The organism is Mycobacterium sp. NGS19 (assembly GCF_059813155.1).
Map to the genome: position 1 here is coordinate 372,088 of NZ_JCALEB010000001.1, position 21,562 is coordinate 393,649.

General features: G+C 67.3%; 21 protein-coding genes and 1 pseudogene. 11 read left to right on the top strand and 11 right to left on the bottom strand.

The features are described 5' to 3' along the window. The first annotated feature begins 100 nt into the window (after positions 1-100). Positions 101-364 (top strand): chorismate mutase, encoded by a 264-nt coding sequence (locus AC5Y4N_RS01860; RefSeq protein ID WP_499906523.1) that lies wholly within the window; start codon positions 101-103, stop codon positions 362-364. Positions 365-371: 7 nt separating this feature from the next. On the opposite strand, the gene AC5Y4N_RS01865 is transcribed toward AC5Y4N_RS01860, so the two are convergent. Together AC5Y4N_RS01865 and AC5Y4N_RS01870 are read right to left on the bottom strand one after the other, a co-directional pair. Then, positions 372-2,336 carry an acyltransferase family protein gene (locus AC5Y4N_RS01865; RefSeq protein ID WP_499906525.1) on the bottom strand — a complete coding sequence of 655 codons (1,965 nt, stop codon included), beginning with the start codon at positions 2,334-2,336 and terminating at the stop codon, positions 372-374. 76 nt (positions 2,337-2,412) lie between these two features. Further along, complete coding sequence (locus tag AC5Y4N_RS01870; RefSeq protein WP_499906527.1) at positions 2,413-3,861, bottom strand: NAD-dependent succinate-semialdehyde dehydrogenase; 1,449 nt, start codon at positions 3,859-3,861, stop codon at positions 2,413-2,415. 58 nt (positions 3,862-3,919) lie between these two features. On the opposite strand from AC5Y4N_RS01870, the gene AC5Y4N_RS01875 reads away from it, so the two are divergent. The 3 genes from AC5Y4N_RS01875 to pgi are packed head-to-tail and all read left to right on the top strand — an operon-like array spanning position 3,920 to position 7,869. Further along, a complete protein-coding gene (locus AC5Y4N_RS01875; RefSeq protein WP_499906530.1) occupies positions 3,920-4,783 on the top strand; it encodes an alpha/beta fold hydrolase in 864 nt (287 codons plus the stop codon). After that, entirely contained in the window at positions 4,780-6,207 is a 1,428-nt protein-coding gene (locus tag AC5Y4N_RS01880) for a WS/DGAT/MGAT family O-acyltransferase (RefSeq protein ID WP_499906532.1), read from the top strand. Before AC5Y4N_RS01875 ends, AC5Y4N_RS01880 begins: the two co-directional genes overlap by 4 nt. Positions 6,208-6,210: 3 nt before the next feature. Then, positions 6,211-7,869, top strand: coding sequence for a glucose-6-phosphate isomerase (pgi, locus tag AC5Y4N_RS01885; protein ID WP_499906534.1), 1,659 nt, complete (start codon positions 6,211-6,213; stop codon positions 7,867-7,869). A gap of 2 nt (positions 7,870-7,871) precedes the next feature. On the opposite strand, the gene AC5Y4N_RS01890 is transcribed toward pgi, so the two are convergent. From AC5Y4N_RS01890 to cobF, 6 genes and pseudogenes are all read right to left on the bottom strand, one after another. Next, the gene (locus AC5Y4N_RS01890; protein WP_499906536.1) at positions 7,872-8,918 is read right to left on the bottom strand and encodes a S1C family serine protease; all 1,047 of its coding nucleotides are present in this window, start codon (positions 8,916-8,918) and stop codon (positions 7,872-7,874) included. Next, the gene (locus AC5Y4N_RS01895) at positions 8,915-9,664 is read right to left on the bottom strand and encodes an SDR family oxidoreductase (RefSeq protein WP_499906538.1); all 750 of its coding nucleotides are present in this window, start codon (positions 9,662-9,664) and stop codon (positions 8,915-8,917) included. Before AC5Y4N_RS01895 ends, AC5Y4N_RS01890 begins: the two co-directional genes overlap by 4 nt. A gap of 9 nt (positions 9,665-9,673) precedes the next feature. Beyond that, positions 9,674-10,141 (bottom strand): zinc finger domain-containing protein, encoded by a 468-nt coding sequence (locus AC5Y4N_RS01900; RefSeq protein ID WP_499907444.1) that lies wholly within the window; start codon positions 10,139-10,141, stop codon positions 9,674-9,676. A 156-nt stretch (positions 10,142-10,297) separates the two neighbouring features. Further along, positions 10,298-10,540, bottom strand: a pseudogene (locus AC5Y4N_RS01905) (DNA-formamidopyrimidine glycosylase family protein); the annotation flags it as partial. 16 nt (positions 10,541-10,556) lie between these two features. Next, a complete protein-coding gene (locus AC5Y4N_RS01910; protein WP_499906540.1) occupies positions 10,557-10,958 on the bottom strand; it encodes a phage holin family protein in 402 nt (133 codons plus the stop codon). A gap of 24 nt (positions 10,959-10,982) precedes the next feature. Then, entirely contained in the window at positions 10,983-11,726 is a 744-nt protein-coding gene (gene cobF, locus AC5Y4N_RS01915) for a precorrin-6A synthase (deacetylating) (protein WP_499906543.1), read from the bottom strand. 124 nt (positions 11,727-11,850) lie between these two features. Here cobF and AC5Y4N_RS01920 point away from each other — a divergent pair, with 124 nt between their 5' ends. Together AC5Y4N_RS01920 and AC5Y4N_RS01925 are read left to right on the top strand one after the other, a co-directional pair. Further along, a complete protein-coding gene (locus tag AC5Y4N_RS01920) occupies positions 11,851-12,747 on the top strand; it encodes an AurF N-oxygenase family protein (RefSeq protein ID WP_499906545.1) in 897 nt (298 codons plus the stop codon). Next, positions 12,744-13,778: a DUF4873 domain-containing protein gene (locus AC5Y4N_RS01925; protein WP_499906547.1), complete on the top strand. Its 1,035-nt coding sequence runs from the start codon at positions 12,744-12,746 to the stop codon at positions 13,776-13,778. The genes AC5Y4N_RS01920 and AC5Y4N_RS01925 overlap by 4 nt, the downstream gene beginning before the upstream one ends. Here AC5Y4N_RS01925 and AC5Y4N_RS01930 read toward each other — a convergent pair. Further along, a complete protein-coding gene (locus AC5Y4N_RS01930) occupies positions 13,763-14,668 on the bottom strand; it encodes a dienelactone hydrolase family protein (RefSeq protein ID WP_499906549.1) in 906 nt (301 codons plus the stop codon). The two genes, AC5Y4N_RS01925 and AC5Y4N_RS01930, sit on opposite strands and share 16 nt — an antisense overlap. 112 nt (positions 14,669-14,780) lie before the next feature. Between AC5Y4N_RS01930 and AC5Y4N_RS01935 the strand changes: the two genes are divergently transcribed. The 3 genes from AC5Y4N_RS01935 to AC5Y4N_RS01945 are packed head-to-tail and all read left to right on the top strand — an operon-like array spanning position 14,781 to position 18,438. Beyond that, entirely contained in the window at positions 14,781-15,800 is a 1,020-nt protein-coding gene (locus AC5Y4N_RS01935) for a chemotaxis protein CheB (protein ID WP_499906551.1), read from the top strand. After that, positions 15,790-16,554: an STAS domain-containing protein gene (locus tag AC5Y4N_RS01940; protein WP_499914083.1), complete on the top strand. Its 765-nt coding sequence runs from the start codon at positions 15,790-15,792 to the stop codon at positions 16,552-16,554. The genes AC5Y4N_RS01935 and AC5Y4N_RS01940 overlap by 11 nt, the downstream gene beginning before the upstream one ends. Positions 16,555-16,596: 42 nt before the next feature. Next, the gene (locus tag AC5Y4N_RS01945; protein WP_499906557.1) at positions 16,597-18,438 is read left to right on the top strand and encodes a CheR family methyltransferase; all 1,842 of its coding nucleotides are present in this window, start codon (positions 16,597-16,599) and stop codon (positions 18,436-18,438) included. Positions 18,439-18,443: 5 nt separating this feature from the next. Here the strand turns inward: AC5Y4N_RS01945 and AC5Y4N_RS01950 are convergent, their stop codons facing one another. Continuing rightward, the gene (locus tag AC5Y4N_RS01950; protein ID WP_499906559.1) at positions 18,444-18,839 is read right to left on the bottom strand and encodes a hypothetical protein; all 396 of its coding nucleotides are present in this window, start codon (positions 18,837-18,839) and stop codon (positions 18,444-18,446) included. Beyond that, entirely contained in the window at positions 18,836-19,501 is a 666-nt protein-coding gene (locus tag AC5Y4N_RS01955) for a GAF and ANTAR domain-containing protein (protein WP_499906561.1), read from the bottom strand. The genes AC5Y4N_RS01950 and AC5Y4N_RS01955 overlap by 4 nt, the downstream gene beginning before the upstream one ends. Before the next feature lie 84 nt (positions 19,502-19,585). Here AC5Y4N_RS01955 and AC5Y4N_RS01960 point away from each other — a divergent pair, with 84 nt between their 5' ends. Next, positions 19,586-20,455 carry an LLM class flavin-dependent oxidoreductase gene (locus AC5Y4N_RS01960; protein ID WP_499906563.1) on the top strand — a complete coding sequence of 290 codons (870 nt, stop codon included), beginning with the start codon at positions 19,586-19,588 and terminating at the stop codon, positions 20,453-20,455. Positions 20,456-20,613: 158 nt separating this feature from the next. Further along, positions 20,614-21,501: a type IV toxin-antitoxin system AbiEi family antitoxin gene (locus AC5Y4N_RS01965; protein WP_499906565.1), complete on the top strand. Its 888-nt coding sequence runs from the start codon at positions 20,614-20,616 to the stop codon at positions 21,499-21,501. The last annotated feature ends 61 nt before the right edge of the window (positions 21,502-21,562 follow it).

Consider the following 21,562-nt stretch of genomic DNA (forward strand, 5'->3'; position numbering starts at 1 on the left):
CACTTGCGGGTCCCGGGGCTCGGCTCTTGCGGGGGGCCGGAGAAGGAAGTGATCCGCAAACAAGAGCAAACTGGCAGCAATAAGGGGGAGGGGAGTAACTATGACGATCGACATCGAAATGACGCCGGAGATCGACGAGCTGCGTCATGAAATCGACCAGCTCGACGCCGAAATCCTGGCCGCGGTGAAACGTCGCACCGAGGTTTCGCGCGAGATCGGCCGAGCCCGGATGGCCCACGGCGGCACCCGCCTGGTGCACAGCCGCGAGATGAAGGTGATCGCCCGCTACAGCGAGCTCGGCCCCGAAGGCCGTGAGCTGGCGATGCTGTTGCTGCGGCTGGGCCGGGGACGGCTGGGGCGCTAGCACCGAGCTACCTCGGCGCCAGAGCGTCGAGCAGCCACGGCGTCAGCCACTTCACCGCCTCCGCGGTCGGGTGCACCCCGTCGCTACGCATCCTGATGCCGTCGACCTTCGTGGTGTAGTAGCCGCCCGGACTCAGCTTCTTGTTCAGATCCAGCACCCGCGCATTCGGGAACTGCCCAACTACGTTGCGCACCAAGGCATTCCAGCTGTCGATCCGGTTGGGCTGATCCTCGGGATACAGGCTGCCGTCCGCTTTCTCGGCTCGCCGGTTGTACGGCTCGGTGGTGACCACCACCCGCGCGCCCGTCGACCCGAGCACCGTCAACGCCTGACGCAACTCCCCCGTCAGGTACGCGTCGAAAGCCGGGTCGCCGACGTGGGTCCAGCGCCCGTCGTGCATCCGGTCGATCGTCTCCCAGCGCCCCACCACCAGCAGCACCACGTCGGGCTTGTCCACGGCGACCTGGCCGCCCCATCTGCTCGGCCAGGATTCGCATTCCGGCTTCGGGTTGCCGGACTCGGCCGAGTAACGGAACGGTCCGCCCCGCACGATGCCGCAGCCGACGAGCGTGTGGTTGACGAACGTGAACCCCGGAGTCGGCGGCAGATAGCGCATCAGCGTCCAGCCGACCGAGTCGCCGAACACCGACACCACCCGCCCGCGGTCAGCGGCCTGCTGACGCGCCACCACCACCGGCCGCTCCAGCGGTGACTGCACAGCCGCGGCGGTCGACACGTCGTTCTGCGAGGGCAGCACCGACGCCGGCACCACCACGACCGTCAGCGCGATCGCCGACGCGACCGTCGCACCGGCCAGCGCCAGCAGCGGCACCCGCACCGGACGCCAGCGCCGGACCGGCTGCTCCACCAACCGCCACGACACGTACGCCAACGCCACTGTGACCGCGCACCGCAACGCGAACAGCCCTGCGCCCGACCAGCCAGTGCGCTCGCCGTTGAGCAGCAGAAACACCGGCCAGTGCCACAGGTACACGCCGTAGGAGATCGCGCCGAGCCACACCAGGGGCTTGACCGAAAGCAGCCGTGCGACCGCCCCCTGCTGGTCCAGCGCGACCGGCGCGATCACGGCCACAGCCGCGACGGCGACCAGCAGCAGCATGCCGTGCCGGAAGTCGCCGACGGTTCCGGTGGCCGTGTGCACGGCCACCGCCAGCCCGGCCAGCCCCAGCACCGGCAGCACCCGGGCAACCCAGCGCGCCGACCGCGACCGGATGGCGAAATGACCGCCCGTCAGTGCCGGCCAGTTTCGCACCAGCAGCGCCGACGCGGCGGCGCCGATGAGCAGGGCCTGGGCTCGGGTGTCGGTGCCGAAGTAGACGCGGTTGAGCGCCTCGTCGGAGGCCATGACGACCGACGCGGCGGCCGACGCGATCGCACCCGCGACGGCGAGCACGAACACCGTTAGGTGGACGGTGTTCTGCATGACCAGCCGCCGGCGTTTGCGGGCCAGCGCGGCCACCAGGGCCGCCACGCCCAGCAGCAACAGCGGCCAGACGATGTAGTACTGCTCCTCGACGCCCAGCGACCACGTGTGCTGCAGCGGCGACGGTGTGCCGCCTTCGGTGAAGTAGTCGGTGCGGCGGGCGATGAAGCTCCAGTTGGCCACCCACACGAACGCGGCGACGGCGTCGTCACGCAACCGCGCGACGGCGTCGGCCGGGAACATCGCGCCGACCGCCGCCACCGCGAGCACCATCAGCACCAGCGCAGGCAGCAGGCGTTTGGCGCGGCGGCGCCAGAAGGCGGGCAGGTCGATGCGGCCGGTGAAGTCGAGTTCGTCGAGCAGCAGCGACGTGATCAGAAAGCCGGACAGCACGAAGAACACGTCGACGCCGACGAATCCGCCGGCCACGCCGGGAATGCCACCGTGGCTGAGCAAAACCAGCGCGACGGCGATCGCACGGACGCCGTCCAGCGCGGGGATACCGGCGCGTCGACGGGGCTGTTTCACCGAGAAGAGCTTAGGTCCGCAAGGCCCCCGCGCCCGGTTGCGCAACGCCGCCTCTTGCCGCCGGCCGGCGGCGGGGCTACTTCGTCAGCGCGATGTACTTGGTTTCCAGGTACTCCTCGATGCCTTCGAATCCGCCTTCACGGCCGAAGCCCGATTCCTTGACGCCGCCGAACGGCGCGGCCGCATCAGAGATCACGCCGCGGTTCACCCCCACCATGCCGGATTCGATGGCCTCCGACACGCGCAGCGCCCGGTCCAGCGACTTGGTGTAGATGTACGCGGTGAGGCCGTATTCGGTGTTGTTGGCCGCGGCGATGCCCTCTTCCTCGGTGTCGAACCCGGTGATCGGCGCGACGGGGCCGAACACCTCTTCATGCAGAATGCGCGCGTCGGGGGGCACGTCGGTGAGCACCGTCGCCGGGTAGAAGTGGCCGGGCCCGTCCGGGGCCTTGCCGCCGACTGCGACCGTCGCACCGCGCTTCACGGCATCGTCGACCAGCTCTTCGACCTTCTGCCGCTGGTCGGCGTTGATCAACGGGCCCAGCGACGCCGACGAGTCCAGGCCGTTGCCCAGCGTGAACTCGCTCATCCGTTTGACGAGCTTCTCGGTGAACTCCTCGCGGACCGCGTTGGCGACATGGAACCGGTTGGCCGCGGTGCAGGCCTCCCCGCCGTTGCGCATCTTCGCCAGCAGCGCGCCCTCCACGGCCGCGTCGACGTCGGCGTCGTCGAACACCACGAACGGCGCGTTGCCGCCGAGTTCCATCGACATCCGCAGCAGCTTGTCAGCGCCCTGCTTCACCAGCGCCTTGCCCACGCCCGTCGAGCCGGTGAACGTCAGCTTGCGCAGCCGGCCGTCGTCGATCAGCGCACCTGTCACCGACTTCGCGTCGGTGGTCGGCAGCACCGACAGCACACCCTTGGGCAGTCCCGCCTCGTCCATTAGCTTGGCCAGCAGCAGCATGGTCAGCGGGGTCTCCTGCGCGGGCTTGACGATCATCGTGCACCCGGCGGCCATTGCCGGCCCGATCTTGCGGGTGCCCATCGCGAGCGGGAAGTTCCACGGGGTGATCGCGTAACACGGGCCGACGGGCTGTTTGGTCACCAGGATGCGGCCGGTGCCGGCCGGGCTGGGCGCGTAGCGGCCGTGATAGCGGACGGCCTCTTCGGCGAACCAGCGGAAGAACTCGGCGCCGTAGGTGACCTCGTTCTTGCTCTCCGGCAGGGTCTTGCCCATCTCGAGGGTCATCAGCGTGGCGAAGTCGTCGGCGCGGGCGGTGATCGCCTCGAACACCGCACGCAGAATCTCGCCGCGCTCGCGCGGCGGCGTGGCGGCCCAGTCGGCTTGCACGCCCGCGGCGGCATCGAGGGCGGCTTTGGCGTCGTCGGCGGTGGCGTCGGCGACGGAGACCAGCACGTGGTCGTCGGAGGGGTCTTTCACATCGAAGGTGTTGGCTGCCTTGCGTTCCTCACCGCCGATCCACACGCCGGTGGGCACGGACGACAGCAGCTTGTCGGTATCCATAGTCAGACATTTACTCCTTTGACCGGCCAGGCGCACTGGCGCGTGCTGTAATCGCGACATGCCCCGGCTACCCAACATTCCCGGGTTGGCAACGGTCGACGAGGTCCCGTCGGGCCGATTGGTCGACCTGCCCGGGCGCGGCAGCACCTACGTGGTGGACTCGGGCCCATCCGACGGGCCGACCTATGTGCTGCTGCATTCGCTGGCGTGCACCGGGCTGATGACGTGGTGCCCGGTGCTCGACGTCATCCGCCCGTTCGGCCGGGTCGTGGTCTTCGACCAGCGCGGCCACGGCCAAGGCATCTCGTCGCCGCGATTTCTGCTCGAGGACTGCGCCGACGACGTCGCCGCGATCGCCGACGCGTTGGGCGTGCGCAGCTTCGTGCCGGTCGGCTACTCGATGGGCTCGATGGTCGCGCAGCTGGTGTGGAAGCGGCACCGCGAGCGGGTGGACGGGCTGGTGCTGTGCGCGGCCACGGCGTCGGTGTCGCGGGCAAGCTATGAGCGGCTGGCGACGGGGATCTTCGCGGCGCTGATCGACGCGTTCACCCCGCTGCCGCAGCGGTGCACCTCGGCGGTGTGCGCTGACGAGCCGGTGCGCGGCGACCACCAGTGGATCTTGGACCAGTTCCGCAGCACCAGCCCGGCCGCAATCGCCCGGTCGGTCGCCGAGCTCGTCAGGTTCGACTCGCGGCCCTGGGTCGCCGACATCGACGTGCCCACCGCGGTGGTGGTCACGATGCGCGACCGGGTGTTCTCGCCGCGGCGCCAGCAGGCGCTGGCCGAGCAGATCCCCGGCGCCCACATGGTGCCCGTCGACGCCGGCCACGCGCGCTGCACGCTTGCGCCACACAAGTTCGGGCCGGGACTGCGGGCGGCGATCGAATCCGTGCACCGACGGGCCACAGCTCTCAGCGCGTGAAGCGACTCAGCGGCTGGGACGCGTTGATGCTCTACAGCGAGACACCCAACGTGCACCAGCACACGCTCAAGGTTGCCGTGGTCGACACCGCTTCCTTCGAGGGCGAGCCGACGTTCGAGGCGTTCCGTGAGGTCTTCCGGCAGCGGCTGAGCGCGTTGGAACCGCTGCGCTATCAACTCGTCGACATCCCGTTTCACCTGCACCGCCCGATGTGGCTACAGGACGCTGCTGTCGACCTCGACTACCACCTGCGCCACGTGCGGGTGCCGGCGCCGGGTGGCCGTCGGGAGCTCGACGAAGTGATCGGCGAGATCGCCAGCACTGCCCTGGACCGTCGCCGCCCGCTGTGGGAGATGTACTACGCCGACGGGTTGGCGGGCCGGCGCGTGGCGGTGATCGGCAAGGTGCACCACGCGCTGGCCGACGGCGTGGCGTCGGCGAATCTGATGGCGCGGGGAATGGAGTGGCCGGATTCCGCCGGGGACGACGCGCCGCCGCCCGGCCCGGCCGCGGTTCCGTCGGCGGCGGAGCTGATTCGCGCGGCGATGCGCGACCACGTCGGCCAACTGCGGCAGTTGCCGTCGGTGGCTCGCGACGGGGTGGCGGGCGTATACCGGCTTCGGCGGCGCACCCGCCAGCGCCGGCGCAATCCCGAGCTGGCTCGACGCCCACCGCCGACATTCATGAATCACAAGGTCTCGCCGGTGAGAACCTTTGCGAGCGCGACACTTTCGCTGTCGGAGGCCAAGGAGACGAGCAAGAGTCTGGGCATCACGCTCAACGACCTGGTGCTGGCGACGGCCGCGGGCGCACTGCGCGAATTGTTGCTGCGCTACGACGGCCACGCCGACGCGCCGCTGGTGGCTTCGGTTCCGGCGGCGATCGACACGTCGCCGGACCGCATCACGGGCAATGCGTTGAGCACGATGCTGGTGTCGCTGCCGGTGCACGTCGACGATCCGCTGCAACGGGTGCGGCTGACCGCGGCGGCCGCCGGTGTCGCCAAAGAGAACCATCAGCTGCTCGGTCCCAGCACTGTGGGTCGTTGGCTGGAGTACGTGCCGCCCGCCGCGGTGATCGAGACGTTCCGCTGGCTCTCGAAGCGGGAGGCGCCGAATTCGCTGCTGAACCTGGTGGTTTCGAACGTGCGAGGGCCGCGGCAGCGGGGCAGCATTGCGGGCGCGGTGGTCACCGAGATCTACTCCGTCGGCCCGATCGCCGCGGGCGCGGCGGTGAACATCACGGTGTGGAGCTACGTCGAGCAACTGAACATCTCGGTGCTCGCCGACGACCAGACGTTCACCGACACGCACGAAGCCACCGACGCGATGAGGGCCGAATTTGCGGCGATCCGCCGGGCGGCGGGGTTCGCGACGGTCTCGTCGGAGGTCGGAAGCGCACTACCGCAAGCTACTAGGGTCTGATCCATGGCCGCCGAAATTGCCGACATCACTGCGTCATCCGCGTGGAGCGCGCTGCAGCGCCACCACGATCAGATCGCCACCAAGCACCTTCGGGAATTCTTCGCCGAGGATCCCGACCGCGGGCGCGAGCTGACCGTCAGCGTCGGCGACCTGTACGTCGACTACAGCAAGCACCGGGTCACTCGCCAGACGCTGTCACTGCTCGTCGATCTGGCCCGGGCAGCGGGTCTGGAGCGGCGCCGCGACGACATGTTCGCCGGCGTGCACATCAACACCTCCGAGGACCGCGCGGTGCTGCACACCGCGCTGCGGCTGCCCCGGGGCGCGTCGCTGACCGTCGACGGACGCGACGTCGTCGCCGACGTGCACGAGGTGCTTGACCGGATGGGCGATTTCACCGATCGGCTGCGCAGCGGCGAGTGGACCGGTGCGACGGGTGAGCGGATCACGACTGTCGTCAACATCGGCATCGGCGGGTCGGACCTGGGGCCGGTGATGGTGTCCCAGGCGCTGCGGCATTACGCCGACGCGGGGATCTCGGCGCGGTTCGTCTCCAATGTCGACCCGGCCGATCTGGTGGCGGTGTTGGCCGATCTGGACCCGGCCAAGACGTTGTTCATCGTTGCGTCCAAGACGTTTTCGACGTTGGAGACGTTGACCAACGCGACAGCAGCGCGGCGGTGGCTGACGGACGCGCTGGGGGATGCAGCCGTCGCCAAGCACTTCGTCGCGGTGTCGACGAACCGCAAGCTCGTCGACGACTTCGGGATCAACACCGACAACATGTTCGGGTTCTGGGACTGGGTCGGCGGCCGGTATTCGGTGGACTCGGCGATCGGGCTGTCGTTGATGGCCGTCATCGGGCGGTCGCGGTTCGCGGAGTTCCTCGCCGGGTTCCACGCGGTGGACACACATTTCAAGACGGCACCGCTGGACGCGAATGCGCCTGTGCTGCTTGGTCTTCTGGGCATCTGGTACAACAACTTCTTCGGCGCCGAGACCCGTGCGGTGCTGCCCTACTCCAACGATCTGGCACGCTTTCCCGCCTACCTGCAGCAGCTGACCATGGAGTCCAACGGCAAGTCGGTGCGCATCGACGGTTCACCGGTGACATGTTCGACGGGCGAGATCTTCTGGGGCGAGCCGGGAACCAACGGCCAGCACGCGTTCTACCAACTGCTGCATCAGGGTACGCGGCTGATTCCCGCCGACTTCATCGGATTCAGCAGGCCCACAGACGATTTGGCCACAGCCGACGGCCGCGGCAGCATGCACGACCTGTTGATGAGCAACTTCTTCGCGCAGACGCAGGTGCTGGCGTTCGGCAAGACCGCATCGGAGATCGCTGCCGAAGGCACGCCACCAGATGTGGTGCCGCACAAGGTGATGCCGGGCAACCGACCGTCGACGACGATCCTGGCGACTGCGCTGACCCCGTCGGTGGTGGGGCAGCTGATCGCACTGTACGAGCACATCGTGTTCACGGAGGGCGTCATCTGGGGCATCGACTCGTTCGACCAGTGGGGCGTGGAGCTGGGCAAGACGCAGGCCAAGGCCTTGCTGCCGGTGATCACCGGGGACGCGTCGCCGCCTCGGCAGTCCGACAGCTCCACCGACGCGCTGGTGCGGCGCTACCGCGGCGAACGCGGCCGCGTCCCGTAGTCCTAGCGGGAGCCGACGGTCACGGTCGCCTGCTGGCGGTCATTGCCTCGCATGAACTCGACCTCGGCTTGGGCACCAGGTTGCGTGCGCCGCAGTCCGGCCAGCAGATCCTCGACAGTGTCGACCGGCTTGCCGTCGAACTCGACGATCACGTCGCCGGGCCGCAAGCCGGCGGCAGCGGCCGGTGATCCACGGTCGACCGCGGTGACCAACGCGCCGTGGTCCACCTGCACACCCAGGCGCTGTTGGATCGCGGGCGTCAGCTGGCCGATGCTGACGCCCAGGAACGGGTGGCTGGCTCTTCCCTTGTCCAGCAACTGATTTGCGATGTCCATCGCGGTCGACGTCGGGATGGCAAAACCCAGCGACACCGCGCCGACGGCCGGCGGGATGTAAGCCTCGTTGATGCCGACGACGCGCCCGTTGGCATCCAGCAGCGCGCCACCTGAGTTGCCCGGAGAGATCGGTGCGTCGGTCTGGATCAGGTCGACCAGCGACGACGTCTGCGCCGCGGAGCCCGGAATGTCGCGGTGCAGGCCCGAGATGACGCCCGCGGTCACCGAATTCTGGAATCCCAGCGGACTGCCGATCACCACTGCCCATTCGCCAGGCCGCGGCAGCTCCGCCCGAAACTGCGGTACCGGCAGACCCGAGCGCTCGGATCGGATCACCGCCAGGTCGGTCACGACGTCGAGGGCCAGCACGGCGCCGCGGGCCTGCGCGCCGTCGGCGAAGCTGAGCGTGACATCGCGGGCGTTGCCGACGACGTGGGCGTTGGTCACCACGACGTCTGGCCGCAACACCACTCCGCTGCCCTCGCCGCCGTCGGTCTGCACCGTCACGACGCTGGGGCTGACCTGCTCGACCACATCGGCGAATCCGGCTGCCGGCCCGGCCGGCGCCGGGGCGGCGGCCGCAGAGGTACCCGCAGTCGTGGGTGCCGCGCCCGGTGCGGCGCTGGTGTCCACGTGCCGGTCGCCGGCGCCACAGGCCGCCACCCCCAGCGCGGTGAGCGCGCCGGCGCATGCGACGGCGGCGCGGCGGCTCATGCGAATCGCCTCGCGAACCGCGGTGGCAGCACCTTGAGCAACTGCACCAGTGGCAGCCACGGCCAGCTGGGCACGATAGCCCGGCCACGTTCGCGTTCGATCGCGTCGACGATCGCCCGCACACCGGTCTTGTTGTCCACCATCAGCATCGTGGAGGCCGACTTGGCAGTCATCTCGGATTCGATGTAGCCCGGCTCGATCACGGTCACCGCGATCGGCCCGTCGACGTATTGGGCCCGCAGCGACTCCCCCAGTGACGACAGCCCCGCCTTGCTCGCCGCATACGCCGCTTTGACGCCGGGCACGCCCTTGTTGGCGAGCACCGACGAGATCAGCACCAGATGACCGGAGCCGGAGTTCTTGAACATCTCCAGCGCAGTTTCGATCTGCACGAGCGCCGACACGAGGTTGGTCTCGATCGTCGCCTTGTTGGCCCAGAGCTTGCCTTCACCCAGCGGCCAGCCCTTGCCGATCCCGGCGTTGACGATCACCCGGTCGACGCCGCCGAGCTCGTCGGACAGCGCCGCGAACACCTTGGGCACCTGCTCGTGGTCGTTGACGTCGAGCTCGGCGACGGCCACCTTGACGTTCGGGTGGCGGTCGGTCAGCTCGGCTTTCAGCTCGTCGAGACGGTCGGTGCGACGGGCGCACAGCGCGAGGTCGCGGCCCTTGGCGGCGAACTCGCGCGCCATGCCGGCGCCCAGCCCCGAGCTGGCTCCGGTGATGAGGATCTTCTGGCGGGTCACCCGGACAGCCTATTTCAGCAGGCGCGACAGTCTCCGGTCGGCCAGCACCTTGCCGCCGGTCTGGCAGGTGGGGCAGTACTGAAACGACTTGTCGGCGAACGACACTTCCCGCACAGTGTCACCGCACACCGGACATGGCAAGCCGGTGCGGGCATGAACCCTCAAGCCTGAACGCTTTTCGCCCTTCAGCGTCGCTGCCTGCTGGCCGACGGAGCGCTGCACCGCGTCGGTCAGCACCGACATCATCGCGTCGTGCAGTTCCGACACCTGCTCGGGTGTCAGCTTGGCGGCCGTCGCGAACGGCGAGAGCTTGGCCGTGTGCAGGATTTCGTCGCTGTAGGCGTTACCGATCCCGGCGATCACCTTCTGGTCGGTCAGCACGGTTTTGAGCCGGCCGCTGTTGCCGGCCAGCACAGCAGCTAGCTGCTCGGGCGAGAGCTCCAGCGCATCCGGGCCCAGCGTGGCGATGCCGGGCACCTTGGCGGGGTCGGCGACCAGCCACACCGCCAGGCGTTTCTGGGTGCCGGCCTCGGTGAGGTCGAAGCCCGAGCCCGGCGAGCCCGGCGGGCCGAGATGTACCCGCAGCGCGATCGGCCCCTTGCCGGGTTTCAGCGGCGCGGTCGCCAGTTTGTCGGACCACCGCAGCCACCCGGCACGCGACAGATGGGTGATCAGGTGGAGCCCGCCGGCTTGCAGGCCGAGGTATTTGCCCCACCGGTTCGCGCCTGTCACGGTCTGGCCGTGCAGCGCGGTGAGCGGGGGGTCGAAGGTCTTGAGCACCGAGAACGCCGACACATCGATGCGCCCGACGGTCAGTCCGACGGCGTGGCGACGCAGGTGGTCGGCGAGTGCTTCCACCTCGGGCAATTCGGGCATGTGTCCAGTGTGCCGGTCAGTCGCGGGCGCGTCCGACGTTGCGTGTCGCCAGTCCCAGCACCCAGCTGACGATCGACAGCAGAATCGCCGCCCAGATCGCGGTCCACCAGAAGTGATCGATGAACAGTCCCCAGCCGGTGGTGTTCTTGGTGATCCATGCGGTGATCCACAACATCAGCGCGTTGATCACGACGTGGATCAGCCCCAGCGTCACGATGTAGAGCGGTATCGACAGGATCTGCACGACGGGCTTGATCACCGCGTTGACCGCCCCGAAGATCACCGCGACGACGAAGACGATGCCCGCCTTCTGCAGCGTCGTGTCGCCGCCGACGAAGTCCAGTGCTGGTCGCAGCATGAGCGTGACCACCCACAGTGCCAAGCCGGTCAGCGCGGCACGCAGGAAAAATGCTGCCATGCGGCCGATCCTGTCACGAACGTCTCACGTTGCCGAGCGCAACAGGTACGTGTCCATGATCCAGCCGCGGCGTGCCCTGGCGTCGGCGCGCATTGCGACGATCTGGTCGCCGACGTCACCGACCGTGCCCGATGCCAGCAGCTCGTGCTCGGTGCCCAGGTACGCACCCCACCAAATGCGGGTGGCAGCCGGGCATTTCCGGAATGCGCAGTCGCCGTCGAGCATGACGACGGCGGTGCCCGAGAACCCCGGGTCGAGCTTGCGGCCGGTGGTCAGCAGCACCGGTTCGCCAATGTCGTTGAGCGGCAAGCGGTGTCGGGCGGTGAGGGCCTGGATCGCGGTGATACCAGGTATCACGTCGTATTTGATGTCGACCCGTGCCGCGACGGCGTCGAGGATCCGCAGCGTGCTGTCGTACAGAGCTGGGTCACCCCACGCCAAGAAGGCCCCGACCTCGCACGGCGTCAGCGCACCGGTTATCGCGTCGGCCCACAGCTGTGCTCGGGCCGCGTGCCAGTCGCTCACCGCGGCCGCGTAGTCGCCGTCGCGGGCGCGGGGTGGATCGGGCAGCTCGACGAACCGGTAGGACCGCGACGGGTGGATGAACCGCTCGCAGATCGCGCGCCGCCACGCCACCAGGTCGCTCTTCGCGTCCCCCTTGTCCATCACGAAGAACACGTCGGTGTCATTGAGCGCCGAAATCGCTTGCACCGTAACGTATTCCGGATCGCCAGCACCGATGCCGATGACGTGGATGCGGCGGGTCATGCCGCAAGGGTAACTGCTACGACCCGACGTAGTACCCCAAGTATCCGGTACCCGGGGTATTGACTTAAGCGCGGACGCCGACCTAGCGTCGAACGAGCAGACCCTGACCGAAGGGACGTCAACGGTGACTACCCCGACCAAGTCGACAACCCGCGAAGAGTTCTCAGAACGACTCCTCAAAGGCTCAGTGAAGAAAAGCTACGAGCCGGTGGTCGACATCGACTGGGACGCGCCCCTGGACCCTGACAAGTTCTACCTGCCGCCCAAGGTCGTCTCGCTCTACGGCACCCCGATGTGGGACGCGATGACCCGCCCGCAGCAGATCGAACTGTCCCGCCAGGAGTTCGTCAACACATTGTCGGCGGGCATCTGGTTCGAGAACATGCTCAACCAGTCTCTGCTGCGCCACGTGCTGCACCGCGACCCTACCGCCAACTCCACTCACTACGCGCTGACCGAGCTCGGCGACGAGACCCGCCACATGGTGATGTTCGGCAAGGCGATCGAACGTGTGGGCGCCCGCCCGGTGCAGCCGCGACGCTATCAGCGCTGGATCATCAACTCGCTGCCGCTGGCGTTCCGCGGCGCGTTCATGTGGGTTGCCGCGCTGATCGGCGAGGAGATCTTCGACTCGCTGCAGCGCCAGATGATGGACGACCCCGAATTGCAGCCAATGGTGCAGCGGCTCATGCGGATTCACGTCACCGAGGAAGCGCGCCACATCCAGTTCGCGCGCGACGGTGTGCGCAAGCGGGTCGCGGAGATGCCCAGGCTGCGCAGGTTGTGGGTAGCCAACATCAACGGCCTCGGCGGGGTGGTCTTCCGCTACCTGTTCACCAACCCGGTCCCCTACAACCGCGCCGGACTCGACGGTCGCGCGGCCCGCAAGACGGCGCGCGCCAACCCGCACTACCACGAGGCGCAGCGGGCCGGATTCGCCCCGCTGGCAGCGTTTCTCGACGAGGTCGGCCTGATGGGTCCGATCGCGCGGCGGTTGTGGAAGCGCACGAAGTTCCTGTGATCGGGGTGCTCGAAGCCGACGACGTTGTCGCGGCGCGGTTCGACGACGCCACCGACAGCTGGCTGGTGCGCACCAGCAGCGGCGACGAGCGACGAGCGCACGTGGTCGTCGACGTCCGCCGAAAGCTGCACCAGACGACTCTGCCGGACAATGGCTTTCGTGGGCTGTCGTTCCATTGGACGCAGTGGCCTGCCGACTTCGACCCGATCGGACGGCGCATCGCGGTGATCGGCGCACGCGCCGCGCACATCGTCCCCCGCCTCCAGGGCGCCGACGTCACACTGTTCGACTGCCCACCCACCTGGCAGACGCGAAACGTCAAGCGGCGGTTGTTCCGTCGCCGTGACGTCACGCAGCCGCGCCACGTCAGCCAACCCCTCGAAGCCGTCACGCCGGCCGGAATCCGCACCACCGACGGCGTCCACCACAGCGTCGACGCCGTCGTCTTCGCCACTGCATGTCACCTCGCGACGAATGTGCCCGACGACGCGCTGGTGGGCGCCAGCGGGCTGACCATCCAGCAGGCGTGGCATGACGCCGCCACCGCGTACCTCGGCGTCGCTGTACACGGCTTCCCCAACTACTTCCTGCTCGACGGACCCGACGCTGCGGACACCGCGCAGCAGCGGGACTGCATCGACGCATGCGTGAAGCTCCTGCAGAACCACGACGGTACCCGGATCGAGGTACGTCGCAGCGCCCAACAGCAGTACGCACAACGTGCGCGAAAAACGCTGCCGCACAGAGCTTTCGACGTCAACCACGAAAGCCGTGAGGTCTACGACGGCCCCGCCACCGTGACCGTCGACGACCAGACCCACCGGGTGCGCGTCAGGCTGGCCGGTCGCCTGGACCCGATCGACGGCAGATTCCATTGGCAGGGAATGATTTTCGGCACCGCCGAACTGCCCCACCGGCCCCTGACGATCGCCACCGCGACACGACAAGCCGACGCCCGGATCACCGAGAAGACGCCGTGGGGCGGCTATTCGATCGTCGGGGTCGGGGCACCGCCCTACGAGCTGACGTAACGCCCGAACCAGTCCAGCACGCGGCTCCATGCGTTGGCGGCGGCCGCCGGGTTGTAACGCGGACCGGTGTCGTTGAAGAACGCATGGTCCGCGTCCGGCTCGACGACAACCTCGTTGACCAGCCCGGCGCGATTGAGCGCCGCCACCGCAGCGTCTTTCGACGCCGTCACCCGGTTGTCCTGCGCGCCATAGATCGCCAGCACCGCAGCCTTGGAGCGCGAGAAGTCCGGATTGTCGGGCAGTGGCCCGTAGAACGGCACCGCGGCCGACAGCGCGGGCTCGCCTGACGCCAGCAGCTGCCACACCATCCCGCCGCCGAAGCAGAAGCCGACCGTGGCCACCTTCAAACCGCCGACCCGCCGCTGCAGCTCGGCCACCCCGGACTTCAGGTCAGCCACGAACCGCGCCGGCGGCACGTTGCCCAGCGTGGCCGTCGCCTGCGCCGGGTCGCTGAACCGTCCTGTGCCGCCTTCCTCGGACAGCAGGTCGATCGCCAGCGCGGAGTACCCGGCGCCCGCGAACCGCCCCGCCACCGACCGCACCCAATCGTTGAGCCCCTTGTTCTCGTGGATCACCAGCACGCCGCCCCGAGGTGTCGTCGCCGCGGCCCACGCGCCCTGCAGCGACCCGGACGGCCCCGCCCACGTCACCGGTTGCGTGGGCAGCGCGTGATCCATCCCCGGTGGTGCCGACGTGACCGCCTGCGTGCCCGTCGTCGCCGCTGTCGGTGACTTCTTGCCGCCCGCCCCGCACGCGGCGATCAACGCGCTCGCGGCACCGGCACCCAGACCCAGCAGACCGAGCCGGCGCAACGCTTCGCGCCGTGACAACAATCCGTCGACGTGGTCGGTGGCGATCTCTTCGGCGATGTAGCGTGCAAACTCCGTCACGTTCGCGAGTATGCGCCCTGCGTAAACGGGCGGGGCCCGCGCTGCGGAATCGGCGTATCGTGTGCGGTACCCGAAGGTTGCTCTGGGCAGCTCGCTGGGTATCCGACTCGGGATGGGGCCTCCAACGAGCAACAACGGCGAATTGCGCGGTGTGGTCGCGGTCGGCGCTTCCGCCGGCGGCGTCGAAGCGCTGACCCAGTTCGCCGCCGGACTGCCCGCGGATCTGCCGATGGCCGTCGCCGTCGTCCTGCACATGCCCCCTGGCGCGCCCAGCGTGCTCGCCCGCATCCTTGATCGCGCCGGCCCGCTGTCGGCGGTTCGTGCCCAAGACGGGGCGCCGCTGGAAGCCGGACGCGTCTACGTCTGCGCGCCCGATCGCCACCTGCTCGTCCACGACCACCATGTCGTGCTCTCCAACGGGCCGACGGAGAACGGCTACCGACCGGCCATCAATGCGCTGTTCCGCTCTGCTGCCGTCGCGTACGGCCCGCGTGCCATCGGGGTGCTGCTGTCCGGGGTGCTCGACGACGGGGTGCTCGGCTTGGGCGCGATCCGTAGGCGCGGCGGAGCGACGCTGGTACAGGAGCCGCGCGACGCGCTGTACGCCACAATGCCCACCAACGCCTTGCGTGCCGGGGTGGTCGAGCAGGAGGCGACCGCCGCGGAGATGGGCCGGCTGCTGGCAAAGCTGGCGCACCGCGAAATCAAGGGATTCGACATGACCGACGATGCCAATATCGAACTGGAGAACCGCATCGCGATGGGAACACGCTTCGCCACGTCATTCGATACCGAGCAGCTGGGCCCGCCGTCGGGCTACGTCTGCCCGGACTGCAAAGGGTCGCTGCAGGCCATCAGCGAAGGCAATTTCCGCTGCCGGGTCGGCCATGCGTGGACCAGTGAAGCGCTGTTGCAAGCCCGCGACGAAGAGGTGGAGGGCGCGCTCTGGGTGGCGTTGCGCAGCCTGCAGGAGAAGGCAAAGCTGGCCCGGAAGATGGCCGACAAAGAAGGGTCCGGCCCGCTGTTCGAAAGATATGACGCGCTGGCCAACGAAGCCGAACACGCGATGGCGGTCCTGGGCGAGCGGCTGTCGCAGACCTACAGCGGTGCAGGCGCGCACGATGCCGGCTGACAACGCACACCAGCTCGTCGTCTGCGAACGGCGGACCGAGGACGCTCACATCCTGACTCCGGAGGGGGTGCTCGACAGCACCACTTACCTGGCGCTGCGGGACGCGATCATCAAGGCCTCACTCGACGATCCCGCCGCCGTGATCGTCGACGTCACATGCCTTGCGGTGCCGACGGATTCGGCGTGGGCGGTGATCACCAGCGCGCGTTGGCACATCGGACAGTGGCCGGACGTGCCGCTGATCGTGGTGTGTCAGCATCAGCAGGGTCGCAAAGCCATGCGGCGTAACGGCATCAATCGCTACGTGCCCACCTTTTCGACCGTTGAAGAGGCACAGCAGGCGCTGCCGGATCTGAGCAGCATGTCCGTGCGGCGGCGGGCACGGGCCGAGCTGCCGTCGACGGTGGCCAGCCTCAGCCGAGCTCGTCACTTGGTGGAAGACTGGCTCACTTCATGGTCGCGCTCCGATCTGGTGTCGGTGGGCAAACTCGTCGTGACAGTGCTGGTGGAGAACGTGCTCACCCATACCGCAAGCTCGCCCGCGCTGCGCGTCGAAGCCAGGGGTGAGCTCGTCACCATCGCCGTTTCCGACGGCAACACCGCGCCGGCGATGCGACGCGAACGTGCCAGCGGGGGTGGCGACGACGTCTCAGGGTTAGCCATCGTCGCGGCGCTGTGCCGCGCCTGGGGAAACTCCCCCACGCCGTCGGGAAAGACCGTGTGGGCGGTGATCGGTCCGGAAAATCGGCTTTGACCGAGTAGATTCGGTTCGCTCGGAGTCGACGGACGGGGTCAGATGGAAGGGCAGAAAGACGAGGCCTTCGAGGCCTTACTGCGGTACCTGCGCGATTCGCGAGGCTTTGACTTCACCGGATACAAGCGCACGTCGTTGATGCGACGCGTACGGCACCGGATGGACCAGGCCGGCATCGCGACCTTCGAGGAGTACCTCGACGTGCTGCAGGCCAGCGCCGACGAGTTCGTCGCACTGTTCAACACGATCTTGATCAACGTCACCGACTTCTTCCGCGATCAGGAGGCGTGGGAGTTCATTCGCGACGAAGTCATCACCACCATGCTCGCCGAACGCGGACCCAGCGACCCCATTCGCGTGTGGAGCGCCGGATGTGCGTCGGGCCAGGAGGCTTACACGCTGGCGATGCTGTTGGCCGAAGCGCTCGGACCCGAAGAGTTTCGCCAGCGCGTCAAGATCTACGCCACCGACGTCGACGAGCATGCTCTGGCACAGGCTCGCGCGGCGACATACGACAGCAAGGATGTGGAGGCGATCCCCAAGGACCTGCTCAGCCGCTACTTCGAGAAAGTGAACGGCCGCTACGTCTTTCGTTCCGACCTGCGCCGCGTGGTGATTTTCGGACGTAATGACCTGGTGAAGGACGCGCCGATCTCGCGGGTCGACCTGCTGGTGTGCCGCAACACGCTGATGTACCTGAACGCCGAAACGCAGCGGATCGTGGTGGGACGGCTGCATTTTGCGCTTGCACCGCGGGGCATCCTGTTCCTCGGACACGCCGAGATGCTGCTCAGCCACGGTGACCGGTTCGCGCCGCTGAACCTCAAGCATCGCGTGTTCCGCAAGCTCGGTGGGTCGCACGCTCATGTCGATCGCGTCGACCCGGCGACGATTGTGATGGAGCGGATCGGCGAGATTCCCGGCTTGGATCCCTTGCGGGAGTTCGCTTTTCGGACCAGTCCCGTAGCCCACATCGTGGTCACCGCCGACGACACCGTCGCAATGATCAACCAGCAGGCAGAAACGGCGTTCGGATTGTCGGTCCGCGACATCGGGCGCTTGCTGCGGGATCTGGAGATCTCATATCGCCCTGTCGAACTGCGCGCCTACGTCGAGCAGGCAAAGGTCGAGCGGCGGTCCGCACGGATCCAGGACGTGCGCTGGCAACGTCCCGGCGCCGAAACTGCGTGGTACGAGATACATGTCAACCCGCTCATCGACGCCAAGAACGGTCTGCTCGGTGTGTCGATTGTGTTCTTCGACGTCAGTGCCACCCGGGCTCTGCTGGACAAAGTGGTGCAGACCAATCGACAACTCGAGACGGCGTATGAAGAACTGCAGTCCACCAACGAAGAACTGGAGACCACCAACGAAGAGCTGCAGTCGACGGTCGAAGAGCTGGAGACCACCAACGAGGAACTGCAGTCCACCAACGAAGAACTCGAAACCATCAACGAGGAACTGCAGTCGACCAACGACGAGTTGCACACCATCAACGACACCCTTCGCGAGCGCAGCATCGAATTGGACGAATCGAAGGCCTTTATCGATTCACTGGTCAACTCAATACATTTGGGCATGGCGGTGGTGGACCGCGAGATGCGGGTGAGCCTGTGGAACCGCGCCTGCGAGGACTTATGGGGCATGCGTGCGGATGAGGCCGAAGGAGTTGCGCTGCCGTCATTGGACATCGGGTTGCCGATGGATCCGATCAAACCCCTTATCGGCCACGCGTTTCTGGAGCCTGACGGTACCGCCGAGGCGGTTGTCGAAGCGGTCAACCGACGGGGCCGAGAGATCAAGGTGCGCGTCACCTGCACGGGTTTCCGCAATTCGGAAAGGACCGTCAACGGCGCGCTGCTATTGATGGAAGTCCTGGACTGACAAGGTCATTCGAGTCCATCGAGCCTACCGAGCTGCTCGCAATGTCGTGCCGCCGCCTCGTGGTATCTCGCCTCTCGCCGATGGCGCTCAGCAGCATCGAGGTGCCACTCGCTGTCGCCGTCCCCGGCCTGCATCGCGGCTTGTTCATGGCTGGCCGCGGCGGCGGCGTGCACCGCGCCGGCCTCGCGATGACGGGCCGCCGCGGCGATGTGCGCGTCGATTGCGCGCTTGCGCGACTCTTGGGCGCGACGATGGGCCTGTTCGACGGACTGCAATGACGGCGGCACACCGCGGGCCAGCTCTTCGCGACGGCGCCTCAGCTCGTCGGCTCGCCGGCCCGCAAGTTCGGCACGGGCGCTGGCGGAGGGATTGGGATCTCTCGGTCGCGTCGACGTGGTCATCGCGGTGGATGATCCGCGTACACCAGCCGTTCCGCAATCGAGGCCACGGGGGTGTTCGAGTTCTGGGAGAGCCGCTTCAGCAATTCGAATGCCTGCACCGCGTCGATGTTGAAGCGCTCCATAAGCATGCCCTTGGCCTGGCCGATGATGTCGCGGGAGGCCAGTGCGCTGCGGTACTGCTCGCCGCGACGGACCATGTTCCACACCAGTGCGATGTGGGTGGCCATCACGAGACCGAGCTCCACGGACTCGTCGTCGAAGGCCTGTGTTGATTCGGCGTAGAAGTTCAACGCTCCGGTGGTTTTCGCGTCGCTGAACAAACGGAAGGCCAAGATCGAGCGCACCGGCGTCAGTGCGACCGCGTCGGGGCAAAAGCGCGGCCACCTTTCGTCGGCTTCGAGGTCGTCGATGCGGATGACGTGGTTGGCCCACCCGGCGGCCAGGCACGGGCCTTCCTTGTAGGTTCGCTGCAGGTCGTCGAGGGCAGTCACATACCCGTGTGTGGCCCCCACGGTTTCGATGCCCCGCTTGGCGTCGACCACCGTGATGCCGGCGAACTGCGCGCCGGGAACGAACTTGGCGGCACTGGCGGTGAGCTCAGTCAGCACGGCGTCGTCGTCGGCGCGGTATTGCACATCGGCGAGAAGGTCAGCGACCTCCATCAGGAGCGCATTTCGTCGGCTAATAGACATCGTCGGCCTCAGGCTTGCAGGTAAAAGCAACAATACGTGAAGTAATCTGCGCTCGTGCGGTTCACCTACGCCGAGGCGATGACAGATCCCGCCTTCTATTTGCCGCTGGCACAGGCCGCCGAGGCGGCGGCCTACGACGCGATGACGATCGCCGACAGCATCGGCTATCCCTACGAGTCGGACTCCGTCTACCCGTACACCGCCGACGGCAGCCGTGAGTTCCTGGAGGACAAGGCGTTCGTCGAGGCCTTCGTACTGGCCGGTGCGCTGTCGGCGGTCACGACGTCTTTGCGGTTCAACTTCTTCGTGCTCAAGCTGCCGATCAGGCCGCCGGCGCTGGTGGCCAAGCAGGCCGGCTCCCTGGCTGCACTGTTCGGCAACCGGCTGGGCCTGGGCGTCGGCACCAGCCCGTGGCCCGAGGACTACGAGCTGATGGGTGTGCCGTTCGCCAAGCGCGGCAAGCGGATGGACGAGTGCATCGAGATCATCCGCGGTCTGACGTCCGGCGAGTACTTCGAGTTCCACGGCGAGTTCTACGACATCCCCAAGACCAAGATGACGCCGGCGCCCAGCAAGCCGATCCCGATCCTCATCGGAGGGCACGCGGATGCGGCGCTGCGCCGCGCGGCGCGCTGCGACGGGTGGATGCACGGCGGCGGCTCCCCGGAAGAGTTGGATCGATTGTTGCTGCGGCTCAACGAGTTTCGCGCTGCTTCGGGCAACAGCGGACCCTTCGAAGTGCACGTGATGTCGCCCGATGCCTACAGCGTGGACGGGATCAAGCGGCTCGAGGACAAGGGCGTCACCGACGTGATCGTCGGCTTCCGCATTCCCTACATCGTCGGGCCGGACACCGAGCCACTGGACAAGAAGCTGCGCCACTTGGAGAAGTACGCCGAAAAGGTGATCGCTCGGGTGCGCTGAGTTCCCCCGCGAGCAGACACTGAATCGCATGCCTGACGCCCAGGACGTGCGATTTACTGTCTGCTCGCGGGTGGACTGGTTATCAACAGTGTGCGATCTGTCCCCAGATCGGGCATTTGGACAGGTCGTGCCTGCGGCTGTCCCCGCATTGTCACTAGATGCCTGTTTTCCCGCCGGGACTAGGTGAATTCGCCACCACTTCGCAATTGCTGACGGTGATGACTCGTCAACAGCTCGACGTCCACGTGAAAAGGGGTCGTCTCGTTCGCGTCTGGACAGGCGTCTACGCCGCCACCGAACCTAGCCTTCTCGGGCGCCTTCAAGCACTCGACTTGTTCATCGGAAGGCCGGCAGTGGCGTGCATGGGAACGGCCGCGGCACTGTACGGCTTCGATCTCCAGAACACCACGGCCATTCATGTACTCGACCCTGGAATACGCCTGCGCTCGAAGATCGGCCTCATTGTTCACCAACGAACTGACGCGCCGCTCGCCCGAATCTCGGGCCGACTGGCGACCGCACCGGCCTGGACAGCCATCGAGGTGGCGCGAACACTGCGGCGTCCGCGTGCACTCGCAACCTTGGACGCGGCGTTGCACTCGATGCGATGCAGCCGGGCTGCGCTCGAAGCCGCCGTCGCGGAGCAACGAGGAAGGCGTGGCATCGTCGCGGTCCGCGAACTCCTCCAATACGCCGACGGGCGAGCGGAATCCGGCATGGAAAGCGAAGCACGGCTTGTCATGATCGACTACGGGTTGCCACTTCCTGAATTGCAATACACCATCTGCAGCCCGGATGGCGAGGCGTGGCGCGTTGACTTCGCATGGCCCGCGGAACGGGTCGCCGCCGAATACGAGAGCATTCTGTGGCATTCGAGTCCTGCAGCGATGCGTCGAGACAAGTCGCGTTTCGCAGGTTTGCAAGAACTCGGATGGACAGTCATCCCGATACTGGCAGAGGACGTCCGCAGGTATCCGCAGCGGCTGGCGCAGCGCATCGATACCCACCTGATGCGGGCGCTGAGCTCCCCGGCGAGCAGACACTGAATCGCATGCCCAACGCCCGAAACATGCGATCTAGCGTCTGCTCGCGGCAGAACTCACCCGC